This window comes from Klebsiella sp. BIGb0407 (assembly GCF_024807845.1).
Taxonomy (GTDB): Bacteria; Pseudomonadota; Gammaproteobacteria; order Enterobacterales; family Enterobacteriaceae; genus JGM124.
On the sequence record NZ_JANUEQ010000017.1, the window covers coordinates 1 to 21,519 of the forward strand.

Sequence of the window (21,519 nt, forward strand, 5' to 3'; positions counted from 1 at the left end):
GTACTTTAGATATCAATCTTGCGAGTGCCCACACAGATTGTCTGATAAATTGTTAAAGAGCGTTGAGTTGCTTGCCTTAGCTTGCTAACTCGAGGTGGCGTATATTACGCTTTCCTCTTTAAGAGTCAATCCTTTATTTCAGAATCTTTTCTCTTATCTTTACGTTACATTGTGAAGTTGTTCACATGTTCCGTGTCGATGGAGGCGCATTATAGGGAGTTCTCCCGGTACTGCAATACCTAAATGACAGAAAAATGACTGACTGCTGCATTCCACAGCAAAACCCCGCTTTATACCCACTTACACACAAACTTATCCACATTTATGATAACGGTCGAAAATTCGCGAGCGTGACGCAAACGTTTTCGCTACAATGTTCGACGTTAAAAAGATGCCCCCGTTCGGGGGCGTTAGCTGAATTCTGGTCCGTTCTGTCGCTGCAACATGTTTGTCAGAGCCAGAAATCCAATAAAAACCAGTATTAAGCTAACGCTCTTCTATATGCGAACCAAAGCTAAAGGATCAAACCATGCAACAACGCCGTCCTGTACGCCGTGCTTTGCTCAGTGTTTCTGACAAAACCGGTATCGTCGAATTCGCCCAGGCACTCTCCCAGCGTGGAGTCGTACTGCTATCAACCGGTGGTACCGCTCGTCTGCTGGCTGATGCAAACCTGCCGGTGACCGAAGTCTCTGACTATACTGGTTTTCCAGAGATGATGGATGGACGCGTCAAAACGCTACACCCGAAAGTACATGGTGGGATCCTCGGCCGCCGCGGTCAGGATGATGCCATTATGAATGAGCATGACATCTCTCCTATCGATATGGTGGTTGTTAACCTTTATCCTTTTGCCCAGACTGTCGCACGTGAAGGCTGCTCTTTAGAGGACGCGGTTGAAAATATTGATATCGGTGGTCCAACTATGGTGCGCTCTGCGGCCAAGAACCATAAAGATGTCGCCATCGTAGTAAAAAGCAGTGACTACCAGGACATTATTACCGAGCTGGATGCTAATGAAGGTTCTTTGACTCTGGAAACTCGCTTTGATCTGGCGATTAAAGCTTTCGAGCATACCGCAGCTTACGACAGCATGATTGCCAACTACTTTGGTCGTCTGGTTCCGGCGTACCTTGGTGAAACAAAAGAACCTGCAGGTCGTTTCCCGCGGACCCTGAATCTGAACTTCATTAAGAAGCAGGATATGCGCTATGGTGAAAACAGCCACCAGCAAGCTGCCTTCTATATAGAAGAAGAAATTAAAGAAGCCTCTGTTGCCACTGCCACCCAGGTACAAGGCAAAGCGCTTTCTTATAATAATATCGCTGATACCGATGCCGCTCTGGAATGTGTTAAAGCTTTCCAGGAGCCAGCCTGCGTTATCGTTAAACACGCAAACCCTTGTGGCGTTGCCGTGAGTAGCTCAATTCTTGAAGCCTACGACAGTGCCTATAAGACTGACCCAACCTCAGCCTTTGGCGGCATTATTGCCTTTAACCGCGAGCTGGATGCCGAAACCGCTCAGGCGATTGTTTCCCGCCAGTTTGTGGAAGTGATTATTGCTCCTTCAGCCAGTGAAGAAGCTCTGAAGATAACAAGTAGCAAACAAAACGTTCGCGTATTGATTTGCGGCCAGTGGCAGGCTCCTGTTGGCGGACTGGACTTTAAACGTGTTAACGGTGGTCTGCTGGTTCAGGACCGTGATTTAGGTATGGTTACTGCTGCGGACCTGCGTGTTGTTAGCAAGCGTCAGCCAACTGAACAAGAACTGCGTGATGCTTTGTTCTGCTGGAAAGTCGCGAAGTTTGTAAAATCGAACGCCATTGTTTATGCGCGCGATAATATGACTATCGGCATAGGTGCAGGCCAAATGAGCCGCGTCTACTCAGCTAAAATCGCGGGTATTAAAGCCGCTGATGAAGGACTCGAAGTTAAAGGTTCTGCGATGGCTTCTGATGCCTTCTTCCCGTTCCGCGATGGTATTGATGCTGCCGCAGCTGTGGGTGTGAGCTGCGTTATCCAGCCCGGCGGTTCTATTCGTGATGATGAAGTGATTGCTGCCGCAGACGAACATGGTCTCGCGATGATCTTCACCGATATGCGCCATTTCCGCCATTAATCCCGGGAGTATTAACCTGATGAAAGTTTTAATTATTGGTAATGGTGGACGTGAGCACGCGCTGGGCTGGAAAGCAGCCCAGTCTCCACTGGTCAGTCAGGTATTTGTCGCACCAGGCAATGCCGGAACCGCTCTCGAGCCTGCCCTGCAAAATGTCGCAATCGGTGTTCTTGATATACAAGCGTTGCTGAACTTCGCCCAGAGCGAAAACATTGATCTGACTATTGTCGGCCCGGAAGCGCCATTAGTAGCGGGTATCGTCGATACTTTCCGCGCCGCAGGCCTGAAAATTTTTGGACCTACTCAAGGTGCTGCTCAACTGGAAGGCTCTAAAGCCTTTACCAAAGACTTCCTGGCGCGCCACAATATTCCGACCGGTGAATATCAGAACTTTACCGAAGTCGAACCTGCTCTGGCGTACTTACGTGAAAAAGGCGCGCCTATTGTTATCAAAGCTGACGGTCTTGCTGCAGGTAAAGGCGTTATCGTCGCGATGACTCTGGCTGAAGCTGAAGATGCGGTTCAGGATATGCTGGCAGGTAATGCATTCGGTGATGCAGGCCACCGGATTGTGATTGAAGAGTTCCTCGACGGCGAAGAAGCTAGCTTTATTGTGATGGTTGACGGGGAAAACGTTCTGCCGATGGCTACCAGCCAGGACCATAAGCGCGTAGGTAATGGCGATACGGGCCCGAATACCGGTGGTATGGGCGCTTATTCTCCGGCTCCAGTCGTGACTGATGAAGTCCACCAGCGCACTATGGATCGTATTATCTGGCCAACCGTTCGCGGCATGGCGGCAGAAGGCCATGTTTATACCGGCTTCCTGTACGCAGGCTTAATGATCGATAAAGAAGGTAACCCTAAGGTTATCGAATTTAACTGTCGCTTTGGCGATCCAGAAACTCAGCCAATCATGATGCGTTTAGAGTCGGATCTGATTGAACTGTGTCTGGCCGGTTGTGACGGTACTCTTGATAGCAAAACTTCACGCTGGGATCCACGTCCTGCGCTGGGAGTGGTTATCGCCGCGGGCGGTTATCCGGCGGATTACCGTACCGGAGATGTGATTAGCGGTTTACCCGAAGCGGATTCCACAGAAGCTAAAGTGTTCCATGCCGGAACTCAGCTGAATAATGAGAATCAGGTTGTCACTAACGGTGGTCGAGTTTTATGTTCAACCGCGCTGGGTGAAACCGTAGCGATTGCCCAGGCACGTGCTCTGGAACTGATGAAGGATATTCATTGGGACGGCAGCTTCTATCGTACCGATATCGGTTATCGTGCCATCGAGCGTGAAAACGCTAAGTAATATACTTTCGGGTGGCTAATTTATGCCACCTTATTACCCATAGACGTCAGTGGTCGGGGCGTTTATGGGAATTCATGCTCTTCCTTTATATCGCATACCTAAAAAAAGACTTTCCGGAAGCCCTTCAGGAACTGCGGTTTCAGCCCTGATCACGACGCCATCATTATCTGAAGCTTCTGTCAGACCTACGCGTGCGCTTGTGCAGTACAAAGTACTCAATCCTACTCCCGCAAGTACCGGGCAGGTTGTCTGAATACAAGGTGATGAAAGCACTCTGTCCACCATTCCGTCAGGCCGGTAACGCACAACTCTGCTACCACCCCATTCTGCATTCCAGAGATAGCCAAGAGCATCAACACAGGATCCATCTGGCGCTCCCGGCCCTGATACTTGCGTAAATACACGCTGATTACTGAGTGAAGGATAGTCACAGCAAAAAATGCATCCTTGAATCGAATCACTGTAGTACAGAGTACCGCCGTCAGGGCTGAAACAAATACTATTAGGTATCGCTACCTTCGGAAGTGCCAGCGTTTCTACTTCAAGCGTTGTCGCATTGAGCCGATGAAACTGACCAATAACCTGCGCAGCTTCACCTGCATACATGGTACTAAATACAAAATTGCCCGAACGATCGCAGCGGCCATCATTTATTCGCGTTCCCGGTACACCTGGCGATGCTGCAACGTCGGAAAATATACCGCTGGTTAAATCAAAATATCCAAGCCGGGATGCAAGTCCCAGCAGCAATATGTTTTCATTCTCAGTGAGAGCGAACGAACCCAGCGGCTCTGGCAGAGACCAGCGACGAATAATTCCAGTTTCCTGATGATGAGCCAGCAATTCATGGCCCATAATATCAGCCCAGAATAAGCGGCCTGTTTTTCCACACCAAATGGGACACTCACCAAGAGTATTTACGATATCAGTTACGGTTTTAAACATGAGATTATCTCGATTAATTAGCGTGGATTCAGAAATTAACAGGTGTTGCTTTAGCCCAGTTCAGACCAGCGATCGCCGAATAGTGCGATAGCCATACCTGCAAGCATGACTAGCGAGCCACAAATCTTAATCATAGAAACTGGGCGTTCAGTCGCGCCCATCAGACCGAAGTGATCAATGCATAAGGAAGAGATGAGTTGTCCGGCAATCGCCAGGCCCAGTAAAACAGATAAGCCAATCCTGGGAGCCAGTACGACATAACAAAGCAGCGCACTGGCTCCCAGCAGGCCGCCCATTAAGCTCCACAGTGGCTGAGCAGGAATAGCAATCAGTGAGGCGGCAATGCCTCCCCGCATCAGTGAAAAAATACCCAGGCACAACGCACCGACGGCAAAGGAAAATAGAGCAGCAGCGACAGAATCGCCGCCAACGCCTTTCGCCAATTGACCGTTAAGTGTGGTTTGTAAGGTGATACCCAGCCCCGCAGCGAAGGCCATCAGGTAATACGCAACACTCATTTGGTTAGAACCTTTTATCGAGCCTGCTCAAGCGGGAGAAATTCTTCAGAAAAAATGTCAGGTTTATAGCCAGCAGAGGTAAAAAGGTGTTGTCGGGATTCATCAATAGCGGCACGGAGCCGTTCACTATCCACGCCCAGTACCTTGCCATCACGCTTGACGATACGCCCGCCAATCATCACGGTATCAATATTGCTGCGTTCTGTTGCGTGAACCACCGTCCCGAAAGCATTACCAGAGGGATAAAGGTTAATATCATCAGTGCGAATAAGAATAAGATCGGCCTGTTTACCGACTACCAGACTACCGACTTTATCCTGCAGACCGGCGCAAGCAGCTCCATCAACCGTCGCAGCTCTGAGCAGGTCATGAGTTTGCAGCGCCATCGGCGGGTGCTCTGAACCACAGCATGCCTTCTGGTGCATCCCCATCACACGCTGCAGGTAAAAGGCTACCCGCATCTCCATAAACATATCACCACTGTAAGATGTCTCATTGTCAACGCTCAGCCCGGGATAAATACCGTGACGTAGGGCGGAGTGCATGGCGAACATACCGTCTTCGATACCATAGTGAGCGTCAGACCTTGGACAGACGTTGACCCGCACTCCCGCCTCACGCAGGATTTTCCATCCTTCATCTGGTAAGGCAGTACAGTGATTGAAGATATTATCCCCCCTCAAAAGCCCTTTCTGATGCAGGCTTTCAAGCTGTAACGCCATTTCCCCGCCAAAGAACTCAGTAATAATTGGTAGACCAAGTCTGCGAGCTTCTGCCCACAGCTCTGGTTCAAGCTGTGCCATGACAGCCAGAGTGACGAGGCCGGAAGCATCCCGTTCAAAATACTTTTCCTGTAGACGCTCAAGATTACCAGGCCAGTGCGCCCGATCCCATTCACCTGAGACAGGTGCACCTGATGCATGGATAGCACGGATACCCGCATCAAGAAGTGCCTCAACTGCGGCATCTGAATGTTCGCTTGTCCGGCTGTTATGAGAATTATCAATAACGGTAGTGATCCCGGCATCGATGCAGCCCAGAGCCGTAATCAAGTTACCGATATAGATATCAGCCGGACGATAGTACTTAGCAAATGAGTAGTGGGTTGCGTTGCAGTAGTCCTCAAGTGTCTTCGCATTAGGGTTAATTCGGCGCAACTGACCTTCCCATGAATGACGATGGGTATCGATCATACCCGGCATCGCAATCATATTTGTTGCATCGATAATTCCGGCGTCCTCTGCGACCAGATTTTCACCTATCGCCGTAATGGTGGCTCCGTCAATAAGAATATCTCCACGCACCAGGTTACCGGTATCGCTATCCATACTCAGAATTGTGGCCCCCCGGATGAGTGTTCGGGAGTGGGGTACTTCGCGGGAGTTTATGATGTTTCTCGTATAATCAGTCATGTTCAGCCAGCCTTCGCAATCTCATGACGAAAATGTACGGTAACCGGTTCTAATGAAAAAGACGTATAAACTGGTTTTATTATTCAGTAATAACGAATAATGTCAGTAAAGTAGCTCATCAGCATGGCGAAGCAGCGAGAATAAAATGGATCGTATTAAAGCAATGCAGGTTTTTATTCGCGTAGCGGAAACCGGAAGTTTTATCAACGCAGCACAGACCCTTTCTTTACCTGCTTCAACTGTGACCAGTACGATTAAAAATCTTGAAAGGTATCTACGGGTACGCCTGTTAAACAGAACAACAAGGCGGATTAGCCTGACACCTGAGGGAGAGCAATATCTGGCTCAGTGCCACGAGATACTTAACCTGATTGAATATACCGAGTCCAGTCTGGTTGAATTGCGGGAAAAACCACAGGGTCGTCTGAGAGTTGATATGCCGAGTGGTATCGCGCATTCCGTGATAGTGCCCAATCTGAAAGACTTTTACAGACGCTATCCTGATATCTATCTGATGATTGGTGTCAGCGATCGCCAGATAGACTTGCTGCATGAGGGAGTTGACTGTGTTATTCGTACTGGCAGTCTGAATGATTCAACGCTTATTGCCCGCACGCCAGGTCAATTACGCTGGGTCACATGCGCCTCACCTGACTATCTCCATAAAAATGGAATACCACTGACACTGGAAGATTTGTCACAACATAGAACTATCCATTACTTTTCTGGTAATAGCAGACAGACAGGAGAAATGTGTTTTACCCACCAGGGTGAAAAAAAAATGATTTCAGTTAACAGCCGGGTTGCCGTCAATGAAACAGAACTCTATATAAAAATGGGGCTTGAGGGACACGGATTAATACAGCTGGCAGAAATTCTCGTTTCAGAACACCTGAGGACGGGGAGATTAACCGAGGTACTGATGGACTGGCGTCCTTTACCTGTACCTATCACGTTACTTTACCCACATCAGCGCTTTCTTTCACCCGCAGTACGCGCTTTCGCTGACTGGGTAAGTGAACTAATCAGTACTCATTCACCGAACGATTTATTATCCTGAAGGGTATCTGTGGTTGTTCTCGGGAGTTAGAAATCGTCAGCTTTAGGCTGCCAGGTACAAAAATTCTCATTCGCCACCAGCAATAACTGTGATCCCTCTGGTGCTTCAAGCCAGGCAATACTGACGGCTACCGCCGAACGACCCTGTCGTTGTTCAATCACGCGTAAAGACTCATTATCGAGTTTTACCGGCATCACTGCACCTTCACAGGTCGTCACGGTATCGTTGCCATTCCAGCTTCCCTGGTGAAGTACAACATGCCCTACACGTAAAGCTTCACTGACTTCTTTAATCTGCCTTGCACGATAGTGATATAACGCTATTTGATCTTCTGAGAGTTGCTGTTTCTGTGCATTAACTTCACGCTGCATAAAACTGAGTTCACCGTTACTGGCAAAACGGAGTTTTACCTGCTCAGGATTTTTATCACTGATATTCAGTTCCAGGAAGGTTAGCTGATCGTTATGCCAGCGATATTCACCGACGGTCGTTGCCCCTTCACGCCATGGGCTGAAGACTGCAAGAATATGGGTATCATCATCACTGCTTTCTTTGCGCCAGATTCGAACGGCGCCCTGATCGGCAACATAGCCGGAAGCAGTAAAAGGAGGGAGTTTTTGTTGACTACTACAGGCACTGAGCAGCAGAACGCCAGCCAGCGCAGTAAGCCGTCGCCAGCCAGACAAAAGGGGCGTAAACGCCCCTCTGCAATAACGATTCACTGCCACGCGTTAACTTACTTAACTGCGTCTTTCAGAGCTTTACCAGAAACAAATGCCGGCACATTAGCAGCAGCGATTGTGATTTCATTGCCCGTCTGCGGGTTGCGACCTGTACGCTCAGCACGGTGGTTCACTTTGAAGGTGCCGAAACCAACCAGTTGTACAGCATCACCTGCTTTCAGAGACTCAGTAATTGCAGCCAGGGTGGATTCCAGCGCAGCTTTAGCCTGTGCTTTAGACAGGTCAGCTTTGTCAGCAATTACGTCAATCAGTTGAGTCTTGTTCATAAGTTATCCTTACAATGTGTTTATCGCTTGCTAAGCATCGAGTGCGATGAAAATGCCAAAAAGCACTCTCCTGCATACACGCACTGATAGCCACTTTTTTTCGCCCCACAAATGTAGACCAGACGGGGGGTTAATTGGAAGCGTTATAAGGGGTCAAATCAGGCCATATCTCATGTTTTGCTATCTTGTTGGTTAAAAACTATACCAATATTACTGATACCTGACTCACGAAGGTCTGCGCGCAGCCCTTTTATCAGATCAATATCCCGTTCTTCACAGGCAGACAACAGACGGAAAATCTCCCACTGAAGGTCCCATTCCTCAGCTACAGCTGGGTTTTCTCTGAGCTCTTCATCGGTCATTTCACGACCAGCTTGTGTCATCTCGAGCATCGCAACGGTAGTGATAGAGCTTTTACTCACTTCGATAGCATGCTCCAGGGTCTCGCCTGAAAGTCGGGAATGAATCAATTCACTGAGTGCCACACAGGCATCAATCGCCGGGTAGACGCCGTAGATATCATAATCATCGGCAACAGGGATCGCTTCTTCCAGTTTTTCAAGCTGGCTGTCGAAATTCACCTTGGCATCTTTAACCGTGAGCGTTTCCCAGATGAGGTCAAGGATACGACGATAGGCCTGCGGTTCACCAAACCCAGTCTGCTGGCAAAACACCGCATAATTGGGGTACATACGTTCACACAGACAAGCCATAAAGGTGACATGCTGCCAGCTTTCAAGCTTCTCCAGACGTAAATGAATAGGGTTCTGTAACATGGGGAGGTCTCAGAGACGAATAATTAACGAAAGTTTACCTGAATCATCGGGTAATTGCTTGCAAGCGCGTAAAGGTTGGGCGTGAGGAGGCAATGCCATCCGCCCAGCGAGTCGGCTCAGGCAGGCGATAACCGGCCATACAGCGCTGGACCCATAACAGAGCACTATCGAGACCCACACGATGGCCTGGAGAGAGAAACAAAGGGTTACAGCGTTTTTTACTGCGCCAGACCCAGCCCAGCTGCTCCCCTTTATCGATTAGCGGCTGTTGAGACCCCACTTCTTCAGGTAAATCCTGGTAGTGCCCACAAAGCCGTTTTTTAGCAACACCAATTGTCGGAACGTCCACCAGCAAGCCAAAATGACTGGCGATACCTAAGCGGCGTGGATGTGAAATACCCTGGCCATCAACCATGACCAGATCCGGCTTCTGAGAGAGCGCCTCCCAGGCAGCCTGTAATGCCGGTAATTCACGAAATGACAAGAAACCAGGAATATAGGGCATCACAGTCTTGATACGCGCAATCTGGTACTCCACGCACTCCAGCGAGGGATAGCGAAGCAACACGATAGCCGCTCGCGTGACCTCACCTCCCTGCTCAAAGCCAACATCCGCCCCGGCTATCAAGGCCGGAGTTGAGCGGCCAAACTGGTCTTCACAGATAACCTGTGAAGCCAGAGAGAGCTGTTGTTCTTTTAGTTTCGCTAAATCCATCGGCAGCTATCTTTAATTAGCGATGATAGGGTACTGATAAACGGTGTACTGCTTCCACAAATGCACCCGCATGTTCTGGCGGTACATCCTGATGGATACCATGTCCCAGGTTAAAGACATGACCTTCACCCTGGCCGAAACCAGCCAGAATGGTCGAGACCTCTTCTTCAATACGCGCTGGCGGCGCATAAAGAATGGAAGGATCCATATTGCCCTGTAATGCCACTTTATGGCCGACACGACGGCGCGCTTCCTGGATATCGATAGTCCAGTCCAGCCCCAGAGCATCACATCCGGTTTCAGCCATCGCTTCCAGCCATTGACCGCCACCCTTAGTAAACAGGGTAACCGGTACACGACGTCCTTCGTTTTCACGTTGCAGACCATCAACAATTTTATGCATGTAGTGCAGGGAGAACTGCTGATAGTCACGACCGGTCAGAACGCCGCCCCAGGTATCAAAAATCATCACTGACTGAGCACCAGCGCGGATCTGTGCATTCAAATAAAGAATGACGCTTTGTGCCAGCTTATCCAGCAGCAGATGCAGAGCCTTAGGTTCGGCATACATCATTTTCTTAATCAGGGTAAAGGCTTTGCTGCTGCCGCCTTCGACCATATAGGTTGCTAAAGTCCACGGACTGCCTGAAAAACCAATCAGTGGCACTTCACCTTTCAGTGCTGTGCGAATGGTCCGTACGGCGTTCATCACATAGCCGAGTTCATCTTCCGGATCGGGGATCGGTAATTTTTCAACATCAGCCATACTGGTTATTGGGCGGCTAAAGCGCGGTCCTTCGCCGACTTCGAAATGTAATCCGAGTCCCATCGCATCAGGAATTGTCAGAATATCAGAGAACAGGATGGCAGCATCCAGCGCATAGCGGCGCAATGGCTGTAAAGTCACTTCACAAGCCAGCTCAGCATTTTTACACAGAGACATAAAATCACCAGCCTGTGCGCGGGTGGCCTTGTATTCTGGCAAGTAGCGGCCAGCCTGACGCATCATCCATACAGGGGTGGTATCTACCGGTAAACGCTGTAGCGCACGCAAGTAACGATCGTTTTTCAGTTCAGTCATATTTGCATTTCCTTTGGCTGTTACCCGCTAGTCTAACATTCATCCTCTGCGCGACACAGGGCAACAGTATCTTCAATCAGACGGCGAGCGACGGTTCCCGGTGGGGGGAGTAACGGCAGCTCATCATAGCGATACCAGCCAGCGTCAATTAATTCTTTGGGATCAATAACAATATCACCGCTGTCGTAGTCGGCCATAAAGGCAGTCATGAGTGATTGCGGGAAAGGCCAGGGCTGGGAAGTCACGTAGCGCAAATTTTTAATACGAATACTGCTCTCTTCCATCACTTCACGGGCAACCGCCTGTTCCAGCGTTTCACCGACTTCGACAAAACCTGCCAGAACGGTATAAACCCCATTCCGATGACGATTATGTTGTGCCAGTAAAATATGGTCATCACGGCGGATGGCTACGATGATGCAGGGAGATATTTGTGGATAGTAGCGTTCACGACAATGCCCGCAGAGCATCGCCCATTCGCTTTTACTGGAGTGCATTTCATGCCCACAATAACCACAGAATTTATGCGATCGATAGAACTCGGCTAACTGGACACCACGACCGGCTAACTGAAAGAGTCCGGTATCTTGATCCATAATTTGCCGTACCGATCCCATCTCCTGATGACGATTCTGACGAACTAGCCATACAGGTTCCCCTTCCCATTCACCGATCTGGCGTCCTGTAACACCTTCGAGCTGAAATGCTCCAGAAAAAGCATGGGGTAACTCACCTTTTGGCAACCATATTTTCTGTTCATGACTGATTATCCACCAACCATGATCTAAGTTTGTAATAATACGTTCCATGAACTGATGCACATCTCCGGTTTCACTGATATAAACAAATTGTTCAAAATGTTTTCGATAAGCTAGCGAAGTATACCCAAAATAACTCGAGTTGCTTCCAGGCGCCAAGTAGAGACAAGCGATGAGCATAGATAAACTATGTAATTCGGTTGTCTGAACGCCGGCAACAACCAAGCAACTTGAAGTATGACGGGTATATAATTTAACTCACGGAGTCAATCATGCTTAACCAGTTAGAAAATCTGACTGAGCGCGTTGGTGGTAATAATGAGTTAGTCGACCAGTGGCTACAGGCTCGTAAGCATTTGTTAGTAGCCTATTACAACATGGTCGGGATCAAGCCTAACAAGGAATCGCACACCGCGCTCGATGAAAAGGCCCTGGATACATTTTGCCAGAGTTTAGTGGACTATCTCTCGTCCGGCCATTTCAACATTTATAATCGTATTATGAGTAAACTGGAAGATGAAAACCCATCTTCAGGTATCACGCAGATTTATTCAAAATTAGAACAAAACACCCAAAAAATAATGGATCTCTATGATTCTCATTTGGAAAATGCCATTGAAGCTGATAGTTGGTCAGAATTTCAACAGGTCTTATCGCAAGTCGGTGAGCTCATGGAAACGCATTTTTCACTGGAAGACAAACTGATTACACGGGCTATCGATAACAAACCGGTGGAAGTATAACCACGCTCAGGGCAGCAAATATCTGTCTTGAGTTGTTTGTTATTAACGAGTAAGTTACTTAACACCTGCCGCAAGGCAGGTACCATTCTTGTCGGAGTGCCGAGTGCGTCATGCACCGGCTGAGACCGTTAATTCGGGATCCGCGGAACCTGATCAGGTTAATACCTGCGAAGGGAACAAGAGTAATTATGTCCTGGCGATACCCATAAATTAATTATGGTTATTCCAATCCATTACTCCTCCGTTGTCCTGACAAGCCAATCCGCTTAATACTGGAATGCGCTATGTCTGTATCAGAAAAAATCAGTTGCGGTGAACCGCACGCTAATCACTCTCTCGAAGGCACTACTTTTCCTGCCACAGCGCCGCGCCTGGGACTCTACCCGGTCGTTGATACGGTGGAATGGATTGAACGTCTGTTGAGTGTCGGGGTTCGCACGATTCAATTACGGATCAAAGATAAATCAGACCTGGATGTTGAATCTCAGATAGTCGCGGCAATTGCTTTAGGCCAGCGTTATAACGCACGCTTATTTATTAATGATTACTGGCGTCTGGCCATTAAACATAACGCCTATGGTGTTCATCTGGGTCAGGACGATTTGGATCGCGCTGATCTTGCTGCTATCAAAGAAGCGGGGTTACGACTGGGGATCTCGACTCACGACAATATGGAAATGGATCGTGCGTTAAGCGCGAAGCCTTCTTATATTGCCCTCGGCCATGTTTTCCCCACCCAAACTAAAAAGATGCCCTCTTCACCACAGGGTCTTATCAAATTAGCCGAACATATCCAGACCCTGGGCCACTATTCTACCGTCGCCATTGGAGGTATCAGCCTGGAGCGTGCCGGTGCAGTTCTGGCAACAGGTGTAGGTAGTATCGCGGTAGTCAGCGCCATTACTCAGGCCGCAGACTGGCGCAAAGCCACACAGCAGTTATTACAACTGGCAGGAACTGGCGATGAATGATGCCGACTTTATGCGCTATAGCCGCCAGCTATTGCTGGAAGATATTGCTATCGAAGGCCAGCAGAGATTACTCAACTCCCGGGTACTGATAGTGGGCTCAGGAGGGCTGGGATCGCCCGCAGCACTGTATCTGGCAGCAGCCGGAGTCGGCACCCTTGTCATTGCCGATGATGACCAAGTGCATATCAGCAATTTACAGCGTCAGATCCTGTTTACAGAAGAGCATATCGAACAACCCAAAGTGACTGCGGCCGCACAACACCTTCAGCGTCTTAATTCCCATATCAATATCGTGCCACTGCACCAGCGTTTACTGGGAGAACCGCTGTTTCAGCAGGTCAGTCAGGCCGATGTCGTGCTGGACTGTAGCGATAATACGGCCACGCGACAGGCAATCAATGCGGCCTGTGTCACAGCGAATACCCCGCTGATTACCGCCAGTGCTGTCGGATTTAACGGCCAGCTAATGGTGTTAACGCCGCCCTGGCAACAGGGCTGTTATCGCTGCCTCTGGCAGGACGAGGATGAACCCGAGCGTAACTGTCGTACTGCGGGCGTTCTTGGCCCGGTAGTTGGCGTGATGGGGACCTTACAGGCTCTGGAGGCCATTAAGCTATTAACCGGTATGGAAACTGCCACGGGCACTCTGCGTCTGTTTGATGCCAGGCATCATAGCTGGAACAAGATCCAACTGCAAAAATCCACCAGCTGCCCGGTATGCGGAGAATTAAGTCATGCAAATCCTGTTTAACGAAGAACCGTTGCAGTGTCCCGATGCCCAGCTATTAAGCACATTACTGACTGAACTGGGTAAGTTACAACCAGGCTGTGCTTTAGCGGTAAACCAGACCATCATCCCTCGCCCTGAGTGGGAGAGCTTCGTATTGCATGATGGTGACGCGATTTTACTCTTTCAGGCCATTGCCGGAGGCTAATATGCTACAGATTGCTGATAAAACTTTTTCTTCTCGTCTGTTCACTGGCACCGGTAAATTTGCCTCAAGTCAGGTGATGGCTGAGGCAATTCGCGCCTCAGGCTCACAACTGGTCACCATGGCGATGAAGCGTGTCGATCTTCGCCAGCATAATGATGATATTTTGCGGCCACTTCAGGAAGCAGGCGTTCAGTTGCTTCCTAATACATCCGGTGCTAAAACCGCAGAGGAAGCTATTTTTGCGGCTCATCTTGCCCGTGAAGCGCTCGGTACCCACTGGTTAAAACTGGAAATTCACCCGGATCCCCGCTATCTGCTGCCCTGTCCGATAGAGACACTGAAAGCCGCTGAAGTACTGGTGAAACAAGGTTTTGTCGTTTTGCCATACTGCGGTGCCGACCCGGTACTCTGTAAGCGCCTGGAGGAAGTGGGCTGTGCGGCAGTGATGCCATTGGGTGCGCCGATTGGTTCAAACCAGGGACTTCAGACGCGCGCTTTTCTGGAAATTATTATTGAACAGGCAGGTGTTCCTGTGGTCGTTGATGCCGGGATTGGCGCACCCAGCCACGCCTCTGAGGCGCTGGAAATGGGTGCAGCGGCAGTTCTGGTTAATACTGCCATTGCCGTCGCTCATAACCCGGTACAGATGGCGCAGGCATTTCGCCTCGCGGTTGAAGCGGGTGCATTGGCAGCCCGGTCAGGTCTCGGTTCTCGCCACCAGCAGGCCCAGGCCTCCAGTCCACTGACGCATTTCCTGCGCTTTAACCCAGAGGAAACGGTATGAGCACCAGCTTCACTGACCACTGGCGACAGCTGGACTGGGACGATATTACCCTGAGGATTAACAGTAAAAATACCGCTGATATTGAAAGAGCTATCAATGCCTCACAGCCCACGCGGGATGACCTGATGGCCCTGTTATCCCCCGCTGCCAGTGGCTACCTGGAACCTTTAGCGCAGCGGGCACAACAACTGACCCGTCAGCGTTTTGGCAATACAGTCAGTTTTTATATCCCACTTTATCTCTCAAATCTCTGTGCCAATGACTGTACCTATTGCGGTTTTTCGATGAGCAATAAGATCAAAAGGAAAACGCTTGATGCCAGAGAGATAGAACAAGAGTGTGCTGCTATCCGAGCGATGGGTTTTGAACACTTACTCTTAGTCACCGGTGAGCATCAAACTAAAGTCGGGATGGATTATTTTCGTCAGCATCTACCCGCTATCCGTAGTCAGTTCAGTTCATTGCATATGGAAGTACAGCCGCTGGATGAGCATGAATATGCTGAACTCAGACAGCTGGGCCTGGATGGGGTTATGGTTTATCAGGAAACCTATCATCCCGCAGTCTATGCTCAGCACCACCTGCGAGGTAATAAGCAGGATTTTATCTGGCGTCTGGAAACACCTGACCGTTTAGGACGTGCAGGAATTGATAAAATTGGTCTCGGCGCGCTGATCGGTTTATCCGACAGCTGGCGTACTGACTGTTATATGGTGGCGGAGCATTTACTCTGGTTGCAGAAAACCTACTGGAAAAGTCGCTATTCAATTTCATTTCCCAGACTACGGCCCTGTGCAGGTGGCGTGGAACCTGCTTCAGTGATGAGTGACCAACAGCTGGTGCAGGTAATTTGTGCCTTTCGTTTACTGGCACCCGATGTCGAACTATCACTTTCTACGCGTGAATCGCCATGGTTCCGTGATCATGTCGTGCCGCTGGCGATTAATAATGTCAGCGCATTTTCGAAAACCCAACCCGGAGGCTATGCCGAAAATCGTCCAGAACTGGAACAGTTTGCAACTCATGATGGACGAACACCGCAGGAGGTAGCCAGCGCTTTACGTAATGCAGGGCTGCAACCGGTTTGGAAAGACTGGGACAGCTTCCTCGGCAGGAGTAAGACGATAAGTAATTAGCGATATCATGACAGGCCAGAAACCGGCCTGTCATGTTCATTAGTACTGGCAGAAACGAATACGGTTACCGAAGGGGTCGTAGACTTCCAGAACTTGCCCCCAGTCCTGCTTTATAATATCCGGTCGCCCGTAGCTATATTGTTTAGCCCGCAGTTCATCCCGCAGTTGCTCAATATTTTGCATCGGAACAAAGACAGTCGCTCCCGGACTAGCATCACCATGATGTTCAGAAAGGTGAAGCTGTAAACCACTGCGGTTTATACCTAAGTACAGCGGCAGTCCAGGTTCAAAACGATGTTCAAATTCAACCTCAAAGCCAAGAAAGTCGAGATAAAACTCTCGCGCTTTATGCTCGTCGAACATTCGTATGATGGGTATCGCTTTTTCGAGCACAACGGCAGGGAATACTTCTGGCTGGGGCAATAACGCCGAGGCGGTATTCCAGTCTTTATAACCTAACTGCTGAGCAACAAGTTCCAGTGCCGCAGCGTGGGAAACAGAGATTTGACGAGATTCGAGCGAGGCGCGTAAGACCTTCGCCATTTTTTTGGCTTGTTCAACTGACGACATATCTTCTCCTGGTATTGAGGCCTTCTGGAGCTCGCATTACCAAACCTCAGTTATCAAGAGAGGAAGTAGAGACAATTATTATACCCAAAATAATTCGAGCTGCAGCAAGGCGGCAAAAGAATGAATCCCGATGAGCTTACGCGCGTAAGTGATTCGGGTGAATGAGCGCAGCCAACGCAGATGCAGCTTGAAGTATGACGGGTATAGATGCTTTCACCTTTCCTTACGGACGCGAGCGGCAGGCAGCACAGGCCTGTCACCATACTACTGACTGTATCCCGATGATTCAATATATCAGGCAGCGCTTTCCTGACAGTTTCAGATAAAAAAACGCCCCGTAAGCATAAGCCTACGGGGCGTTATTCATTCGCTGTTATTTACCGCTCATGAAAGAGCGGTAAATGGCTGGCGACTAGTCGTTGTTACCGCCGAGACTACCTGCGTTAAGCAACTCTGCCAGGCTAGCAGTTGCTTCTTCAGCACTAACCTGAGGTACGACTGGCGCTTCGCCAGCAGCACGACGACGCATACGATCCTGATGATAAGCGTAACCAGTACCGGCTGGGATCAGACGACCCACGATTACGTTCTCTTTCAGACCGCGCAGTTCATCACGCTTACCTGCTACCGCAGCTTCGGTCAGAACACGCGTTGTTTCCTGGAACGAGGCTGCAGAGATGAAGGACTCAGTTGCCAGAGACGCTTTGGTGATACCCAGTAAGTCACGTGCAAAGGTCACGTTGATCTTACCGTTCGCATCAATTTCGCGGTTCGCAATCTTGATACGAGAGTATTCAGCCTGCTCGCCTTCCAGGAAGTCGGAGCTGCCTGCGTTAACGATGGTTGCTTTACGCAGCATCTGACGCACGATAACTTCAATGTGTTTATCGTTTATCTTAACGCCTTGCAGACGGTAAACGTCCTGCACTTCGTTCGTGATGTAACGAGTTACCGCATGCACACCACGCAGACGCAGGATGTCGTGTGGAGACTCAGGACCATCAGAAACAACATCACCGCGCTCTACACGTTCACCTTCGAACACGTTCAGCTGACGCCATTTCGGAATCATCTCTTCGTATGCATCACTTCCGTCAATTGGGGAGATAACCAGACGACGTTTCCCTTTGGTTTCTTTACCGAAGGAAATGATACCGCTGATTTCAGCCAGAATTGCCGGTTCTTTCGGACGACGTGCTTCGAACAGATCCGCTACGCGTGGCAGACCACCGGTAATATCGCGAGTACCGCCAGATTCTTGTGGCAGACGAGCAAGAGTATCACCCGCACTGATCTGCAGACCATCTTCCAGCTGAACAATGGTTTTACCTGGCAGGAAGTACTGGGCTGGCATATCAGTACCAGGGATCAGAACATCGCCACCTTTGGCATCAACAATTTTCAGTGCCGGACGCAAGTCTTTACCGCCAGCAGTACGCTCTGCAGAATCCAGAACAACCAGTGAGGACAGACCGGTTAATTCGTCAGTCTGACGAGTAATCGTCTGACCATCGATCATGTCAGTGAAGCGGATGAAACCACTTACTTCGGTAACCACTGGCATGGTATGCGGATCCCAGTTCGCGACAACTTCACCGGAACTGACCTGCTCACCATCACCTTTGCCCATCACGGCACCGTAAGGCACTTTATAGCTTTCTTTGGTACGACCGAATTCGTCGATCAGTTTCAGCTCAGTGTTACGAGAGGTAATCACCAACTTACCGGCAGAGTTAACAACAGACTTCGCATTATGAAGTTTGATGCTACCTTTATTTTTCACCTGAATGCTGGATTCAGCAGCCGCACGAGATGCCGCACCACCGATGTGGAACGTACGCATCGTCAGCTGAGTACCAGGTTCACCGATGGACTGTGCCGCGATAACCCCGATAGCTTCACCCTTGTTGATGATATGACCACGAGCCAGGTCGCGACCATAGCAGTGAGCACATACGCCGAAGTCGGTTTCACAACCTACAACAGAACGTACTTTCACGCTGTCAACAGAGTTCGCTTCCAACAGGTCACACCAATGCTCATGCAGCAGGGTGTTACGTGGAACCAGAATATCAGCAGTACCCGGCTTCAGAATATCTTCTGCCGTTACACGACCCAGAACGCGATCGCGCAGCGGTTCTTTAACATCACCACCCTCGATAACCGGAGTCATGGTGATACCTTCCAGAGTGCCACAGTCATCTTCAGTAACAACCAAGTCCTGCGCAACGTCAACCAGACGACGCGTCAGATAACCGGAGTTAGCTGTTTTCAGTGCGGTATCCGCCAGACCTTTACGAGCACCGTGGGTCGAGATGAAGTACTGGAGTACGTTCAGACCTTCACGGAAGTTCGCGGTGATTGGCGTTTCGATGATAGAACCATCTGGTTTCGCCATCAGACCACGCATACCTGCCAGCTGACGAATCTGTGCTGCAGAACCACGCGCACCGGAGTCGGCCATCATGTAGATGCTGTTGAACGAAACCTGCTGCTCTTCTTCACCCTGACGGTTAATCACGGTTTCAGTTTGCAGGTTATCCATCATCGCTTTGGATACACGGTCATTCGCCGCGGCCCAGATATCGATAACTTTGTTGTAACGCTCGCCCGCGGTTACCAGACCAGACTGGAACTGTTCCTGAATTTCAGCAACTTCGGCTTCAGCTTCAGAGATAATTTCAGTTTTCTTAGCCGGGATCACCATATCATCGATACCAACAGAAGCACCTGAACGCGCTGCATAAGCAAAGCCGGTGTACATCGTCTGGTCAGCAAAGATAACGGTCGGTTTCAGGCCCAAGATGCGATAACAGGTGTTAAGCATTTTGGAGATAGCTTTTTTACCCAGCGCCTGGTTCACGATAGAGTAAGGCAGGCCCTTAGGTACGATCATCCACAGGATGGCACGGCCAACCGTGGTGTCGATAAGGCTAGTATTCGCAACGAATTCGCCTTGCTCATTCTTTTCATATTCAGTGATACGAACCTTAACGCGAGCATGAAGCTCGGCAACACCAGCACGGTAAATGCGCTCAGCCTCTTTCGGGCCAGTCAACACCATGCCTTCGCCTTTAGCGTTAATTTTGTCACGGGTCATGTAGTACAGACCCAAGACCACGTCCTGAGAAGGAACGATGATAGGCTCGCCGTTCGCTGGTGACAGGATGTTGTTGGTCGACATCATCAATGCACGGGCTTCCAGCTGCGCTTCAAGCGTCAGTGGAACGTGAACTGCCATCTGGTCACCATCGAAGTCGGCGTTATACGCAGCACACACCAGTGGGTGCAGCTGGATAGCTTTACCTTCGATAAGAACAGGTTCAAATGCCTGAATACCTAAACGGTGCAGGGTTGGTGCACGGTTCAGCAGTACCGGGTGTTCACGAATAACTTCATCCAGGATATCCCAGACAACGGCTTCTTCGCGCTCAACCATTTTCTTGGCAGCTTTAATGGTAGTCGCAAGACCACGCAGTTCCAGCTTACCGTAGATGAACGGCTTGAACAGTTCCAGTGCCATTTTCTTAGGCAGACCGCACTGATGCAGACGCAGGTATGGACCTACGGTGATTACAGAACGACCGGAGTAGTCAACACGTTTACCCAACAGGTTCTGACGGAAACGACCCTGCTTACCTTTGATCATATCGGCCAAAGATTTCAGAGGACGCTTGTTAGAACCAGTGATAGCACGACCGCGACGACCGTTATCTAACAGGGCATCAACCGCTTCCTGCAGCATACGTTTTTCGTTACGTACGATGATATCAGGCGCAGCCAGGTCCAGAAGACGCTTCAAACGGTTGTTACGGTTGATTACGCGGCGATAAAGATCGTTCAGATCTGAAGTCGCGAAACGACCACCGTCCAGCGGTACCAATGGACGCAAATCTGGTGGCAGAACCGGCAGAACGGTCAGGATCATCCACTCTGGTTTGTTACCAGATTGAACGAACGCTTCCAGCAGTTTGATACGCTTGGTCAGCTTTTTACGTTTGGTTTCTGAGTTGGTTTCATTCAGCTCTTCGCGCAGAGTTTCACACTCTTGCTCAAGATCCATGCTTTTCAGCAGGGCCTGAATTGCTTCCGCACCCATTTTCGCGTCAAATTCGTCACCGAACTCTTCCAGCGCATCCAGATACTGCTCTTCAGTCAGGATCTGACGACGCTCGAGGTTAGTCATGCCGCCTTCGATAACAACATATGATTCGAAGTACAGTACGCGTTCGATGTCACGCAGTGGCATATCCAGAAGCAAGCCGATACGAGATGGCAGAGACTTCAGGAACCAAATGTGTGCAGTTGGAGAAGCCAGCTCGATGTGACCCATACGCTCACGGCGCACTTTAGTCTGGGTAACTTCAACGCCACACTTCTCACAGATAACACCACGGTGCTTCAAGCGCTTGTACTTACCGCACAGGCACTCATAGTCTTTTACTGGCCCAAAAATACGAGCACAGAACAGACCGTCACGTTCAGGTTTGAACGTACGGTAGTTGATGGTTTCCGGCTTTTTAACTTCACCGAAAGACCATGAACGGATCATGTCTGGCGAAGCCAGCGCAATCTTGATCGCATCAAACTCTTCAGTTTTAGTCTGCGCTTTTAGAAACTTTAATAAGTCTTTCACGGATTTGCTCCCGTCGGAGTTAGCACTCTGTGATGCCCG

General features: G+C 49.6%; 20 protein-coding genes and 1 riboswitch. Of the genes, 9 read left to right on the forward strand and 11 right to left on the reverse strand.

Annotated features, from left to right (window positions below; all coding sequences use genetic code 11):
* Positions 1–529 precede the first annotated feature (529 nt).
* Positions 530–2,119: a bifunctional phosphoribosylaminoimidazolecarboxamide formyltransferase/IMP cyclohydrolase gene (gene purH, locus M2387_RS25350; protein ID WP_259053613.1), complete on the forward strand. Its 1,590-nt coding sequence runs from the start codon at positions 530–532 to the stop codon at positions 2,117–2,119.
* A gap of 19 nt (positions 2,120–2,138) precedes the next feature.
* Entirely contained in the window at positions 2,139–3,431 is a 1,293-nt protein-coding gene (gene purD / locus M2387_RS25355) for a phosphoribosylamine--glycine ligase (RefSeq protein ID WP_259053615.1), read from the forward strand.
* Positions 3,432–3,503: 72 nt separating this feature from the next.
* Here the strand turns inward: purD and M2387_RS25360 are convergent, their stop codons facing one another.
* From M2387_RS25360 to M2387_RS25370, 3 genes are read right to left on the reverse strand one after another with little or no spacing between them, the layout of a single operon-like run.
* Positions 3,504–4,376 carry an SMP-30/gluconolactonase/LRE family protein gene (locus M2387_RS25360; RefSeq protein ID WP_259053617.1) on the reverse strand — a complete coding sequence of 291 codons (873 nt, stop codon included), beginning with the start codon at positions 4,374–4,376 and terminating at the stop codon, positions 3,504–3,506.
* A 50-nt stretch (positions 4,377–4,426) separates the two neighbouring features.
* Positions 4,427–4,894: a DMT family transporter gene (locus tag M2387_RS25365; protein ID WP_259053619.1), complete on the reverse strand. Its 468-nt coding sequence runs from the start codon at positions 4,892–4,894 to the stop codon at positions 4,427–4,429.
* Between the two features lie 14 nt (positions 4,895–4,908).
* On the reverse strand, positions 4,909–6,306 hold the full coding sequence (locus M2387_RS25370) for an amidohydrolase family protein (RefSeq protein ID WP_259053621.1): 1,398 nt from the start codon (positions 6,304–6,306) through the stop codon (positions 4,909–4,911).
* A gap of 145 nt (positions 6,307–6,451) precedes the next feature.
* Here M2387_RS25370 and M2387_RS25375 point away from each other — a divergent pair, with 145 nt between their 5' ends.
* Entirely contained in the window at positions 6,452–7,366 is a 915-nt protein-coding gene (locus tag M2387_RS25375) for a LysR family transcriptional regulator (RefSeq protein ID WP_259053623.1), read from the forward strand.
* A 26-nt stretch (positions 7,367–7,392) separates the two neighbouring features.
* Here the strand turns inward: M2387_RS25375 and M2387_RS25380 are convergent, their stop codons facing one another.
* The 6 genes from M2387_RS25380 to nudC form a co-directional block, all read right to left on the reverse strand.
* A complete protein-coding gene (locus tag M2387_RS25380) occupies positions 7,393–8,088 on the reverse strand; it encodes a DUF1481 domain-containing protein (protein WP_259053674.1) in 696 nt (231 codons plus the stop codon).
* A 14-nt stretch (positions 8,089–8,102) separates the two neighbouring features.
* The gene (gene hupA / locus M2387_RS25385) at positions 8,103–8,375 is read right to left on the reverse strand and encodes a nucleoid-associated protein HU-alpha (RefSeq protein WP_259053626.1); all 273 of its coding nucleotides are present in this window, start codon (positions 8,373–8,375) and stop codon (positions 8,103–8,105) included.
* Positions 8,376–8,545: 170 nt separating this feature from the next.
* The gene (locus M2387_RS25390) at positions 8,546–9,151 is read right to left on the reverse strand and encodes a YjaG family protein (protein ID WP_259053628.1); all 606 of its coding nucleotides are present in this window, start codon (positions 9,149–9,151) and stop codon (positions 8,546–8,548) included.
* 43 nt (positions 9,152–9,194) lie between these two features.
* Entirely contained in the window at positions 9,195–9,866 is a 672-nt protein-coding gene (gene nfi, locus M2387_RS25395; RefSeq protein WP_259053631.1) for a deoxyribonuclease V, read from the reverse strand.
* 16 nt (positions 9,867–9,882) lie between these two features.
* The gene (gene hemE / locus M2387_RS25400) at positions 9,883–10,947 is read right to left on the reverse strand and encodes a uroporphyrinogen decarboxylase (RefSeq protein ID WP_259053633.1); all 1,065 of its coding nucleotides are present in this window, start codon (positions 10,945–10,947) and stop codon (positions 9,883–9,885) included.
* 32 nt (positions 10,948–10,979) lie between these two features.
* Complete coding sequence (nudC, locus tag M2387_RS25405; RefSeq protein ID WP_259053635.1) at positions 10,980–11,756, reverse strand: NAD(+) diphosphatase; 777 nt, start codon at positions 11,754–11,756, stop codon at positions 10,980–10,982.
* A 221-nt stretch (positions 11,757–11,977) separates the two neighbouring features.
* Between nudC and rsd the strand changes: the two genes are divergently transcribed.
* The 6 genes from rsd to thiH all read left to right on the forward strand — a co-directional run bounded on the left by rsd (position 11,978) and on the right by thiH (position 16,274).
* Entirely contained in the window at positions 11,978–12,448 is a 471-nt protein-coding gene (gene rsd, locus M2387_RS25410) for a sigma D regulator (protein ID WP_259053637.1), read from the forward strand.
* 82 nt (positions 12,449–12,530) lie between these two features.
* Positions 12,531–12,641: riboswitch (TPP riboswitch) on the forward strand.
* 91 nt (positions 12,642–12,732) lie between these two features.
* Positions 12,733–13,419, forward strand: coding sequence for a thiamine phosphate synthase (gene thiE, locus M2387_RS25415; protein WP_259053640.1), 687 nt, complete (start codon positions 12,733–12,735; stop codon positions 13,417–13,419).
* Positions 13,412–14,170 carry a HesA/MoeB/ThiF family protein gene (locus tag M2387_RS25420; protein ID WP_259053643.1) on the forward strand — a complete coding sequence of 253 codons (759 nt, stop codon included), beginning with the start codon at positions 13,412–13,414 and terminating at the stop codon, positions 14,168–14,170. Before thiE ends, M2387_RS25420 begins: the two co-directional genes overlap by 8 nt.
* Complete coding sequence (gene thiS, locus M2387_RS25425) at positions 14,154–14,354, forward strand: sulfur carrier protein ThiS (RefSeq protein ID WP_259053646.1); 201 nt, start codon at positions 14,154–14,156, stop codon at positions 14,352–14,354. The genes M2387_RS25420 and thiS overlap by 17 nt, the downstream gene beginning before the upstream one ends.
* A 1-nt stretch (position 14,355) precedes the next feature.
* The gene (gene thiG, locus M2387_RS25430) at positions 14,356–15,138 is read left to right on the forward strand and encodes a thiazole synthase (RefSeq protein WP_259053649.1); all 783 of its coding nucleotides are present in this window, start codon (positions 14,356–14,358) and stop codon (positions 15,136–15,138) included.
* Positions 15,135–16,274, forward strand: coding sequence for a 2-iminoacetate synthase ThiH (gene thiH, locus M2387_RS25435; protein ID WP_259053651.1), 1,140 nt, complete (start codon positions 15,135–15,137; stop codon positions 16,272–16,274). The genes thiG and thiH overlap by 4 nt, the downstream gene beginning before the upstream one ends.
* A gap of 39 nt (positions 16,275–16,313) precedes the next feature.
* Here thiH and M2387_RS25440 read toward each other — a convergent pair whose 3' ends face one another.
* Both M2387_RS25440 and rpoC read right to left on the reverse strand, forming a co-directional pair.
* Entirely contained in the window at positions 16,314–16,844 is a 531-nt protein-coding gene (locus tag M2387_RS25440; protein ID WP_259053653.1) for a VOC family protein, read from the reverse strand.
* A 412-nt stretch (positions 16,845–17,256) separates the two neighbouring features.
* Entirely contained in the window at positions 17,257–21,480 is a 4,224-nt protein-coding gene (rpoC, locus tag M2387_RS25445) for a DNA-directed RNA polymerase subunit beta' (protein WP_259053655.1), read from the reverse strand.
* Between the last annotated feature and the right edge of the window lie 39 nt (positions 21,481–21,519).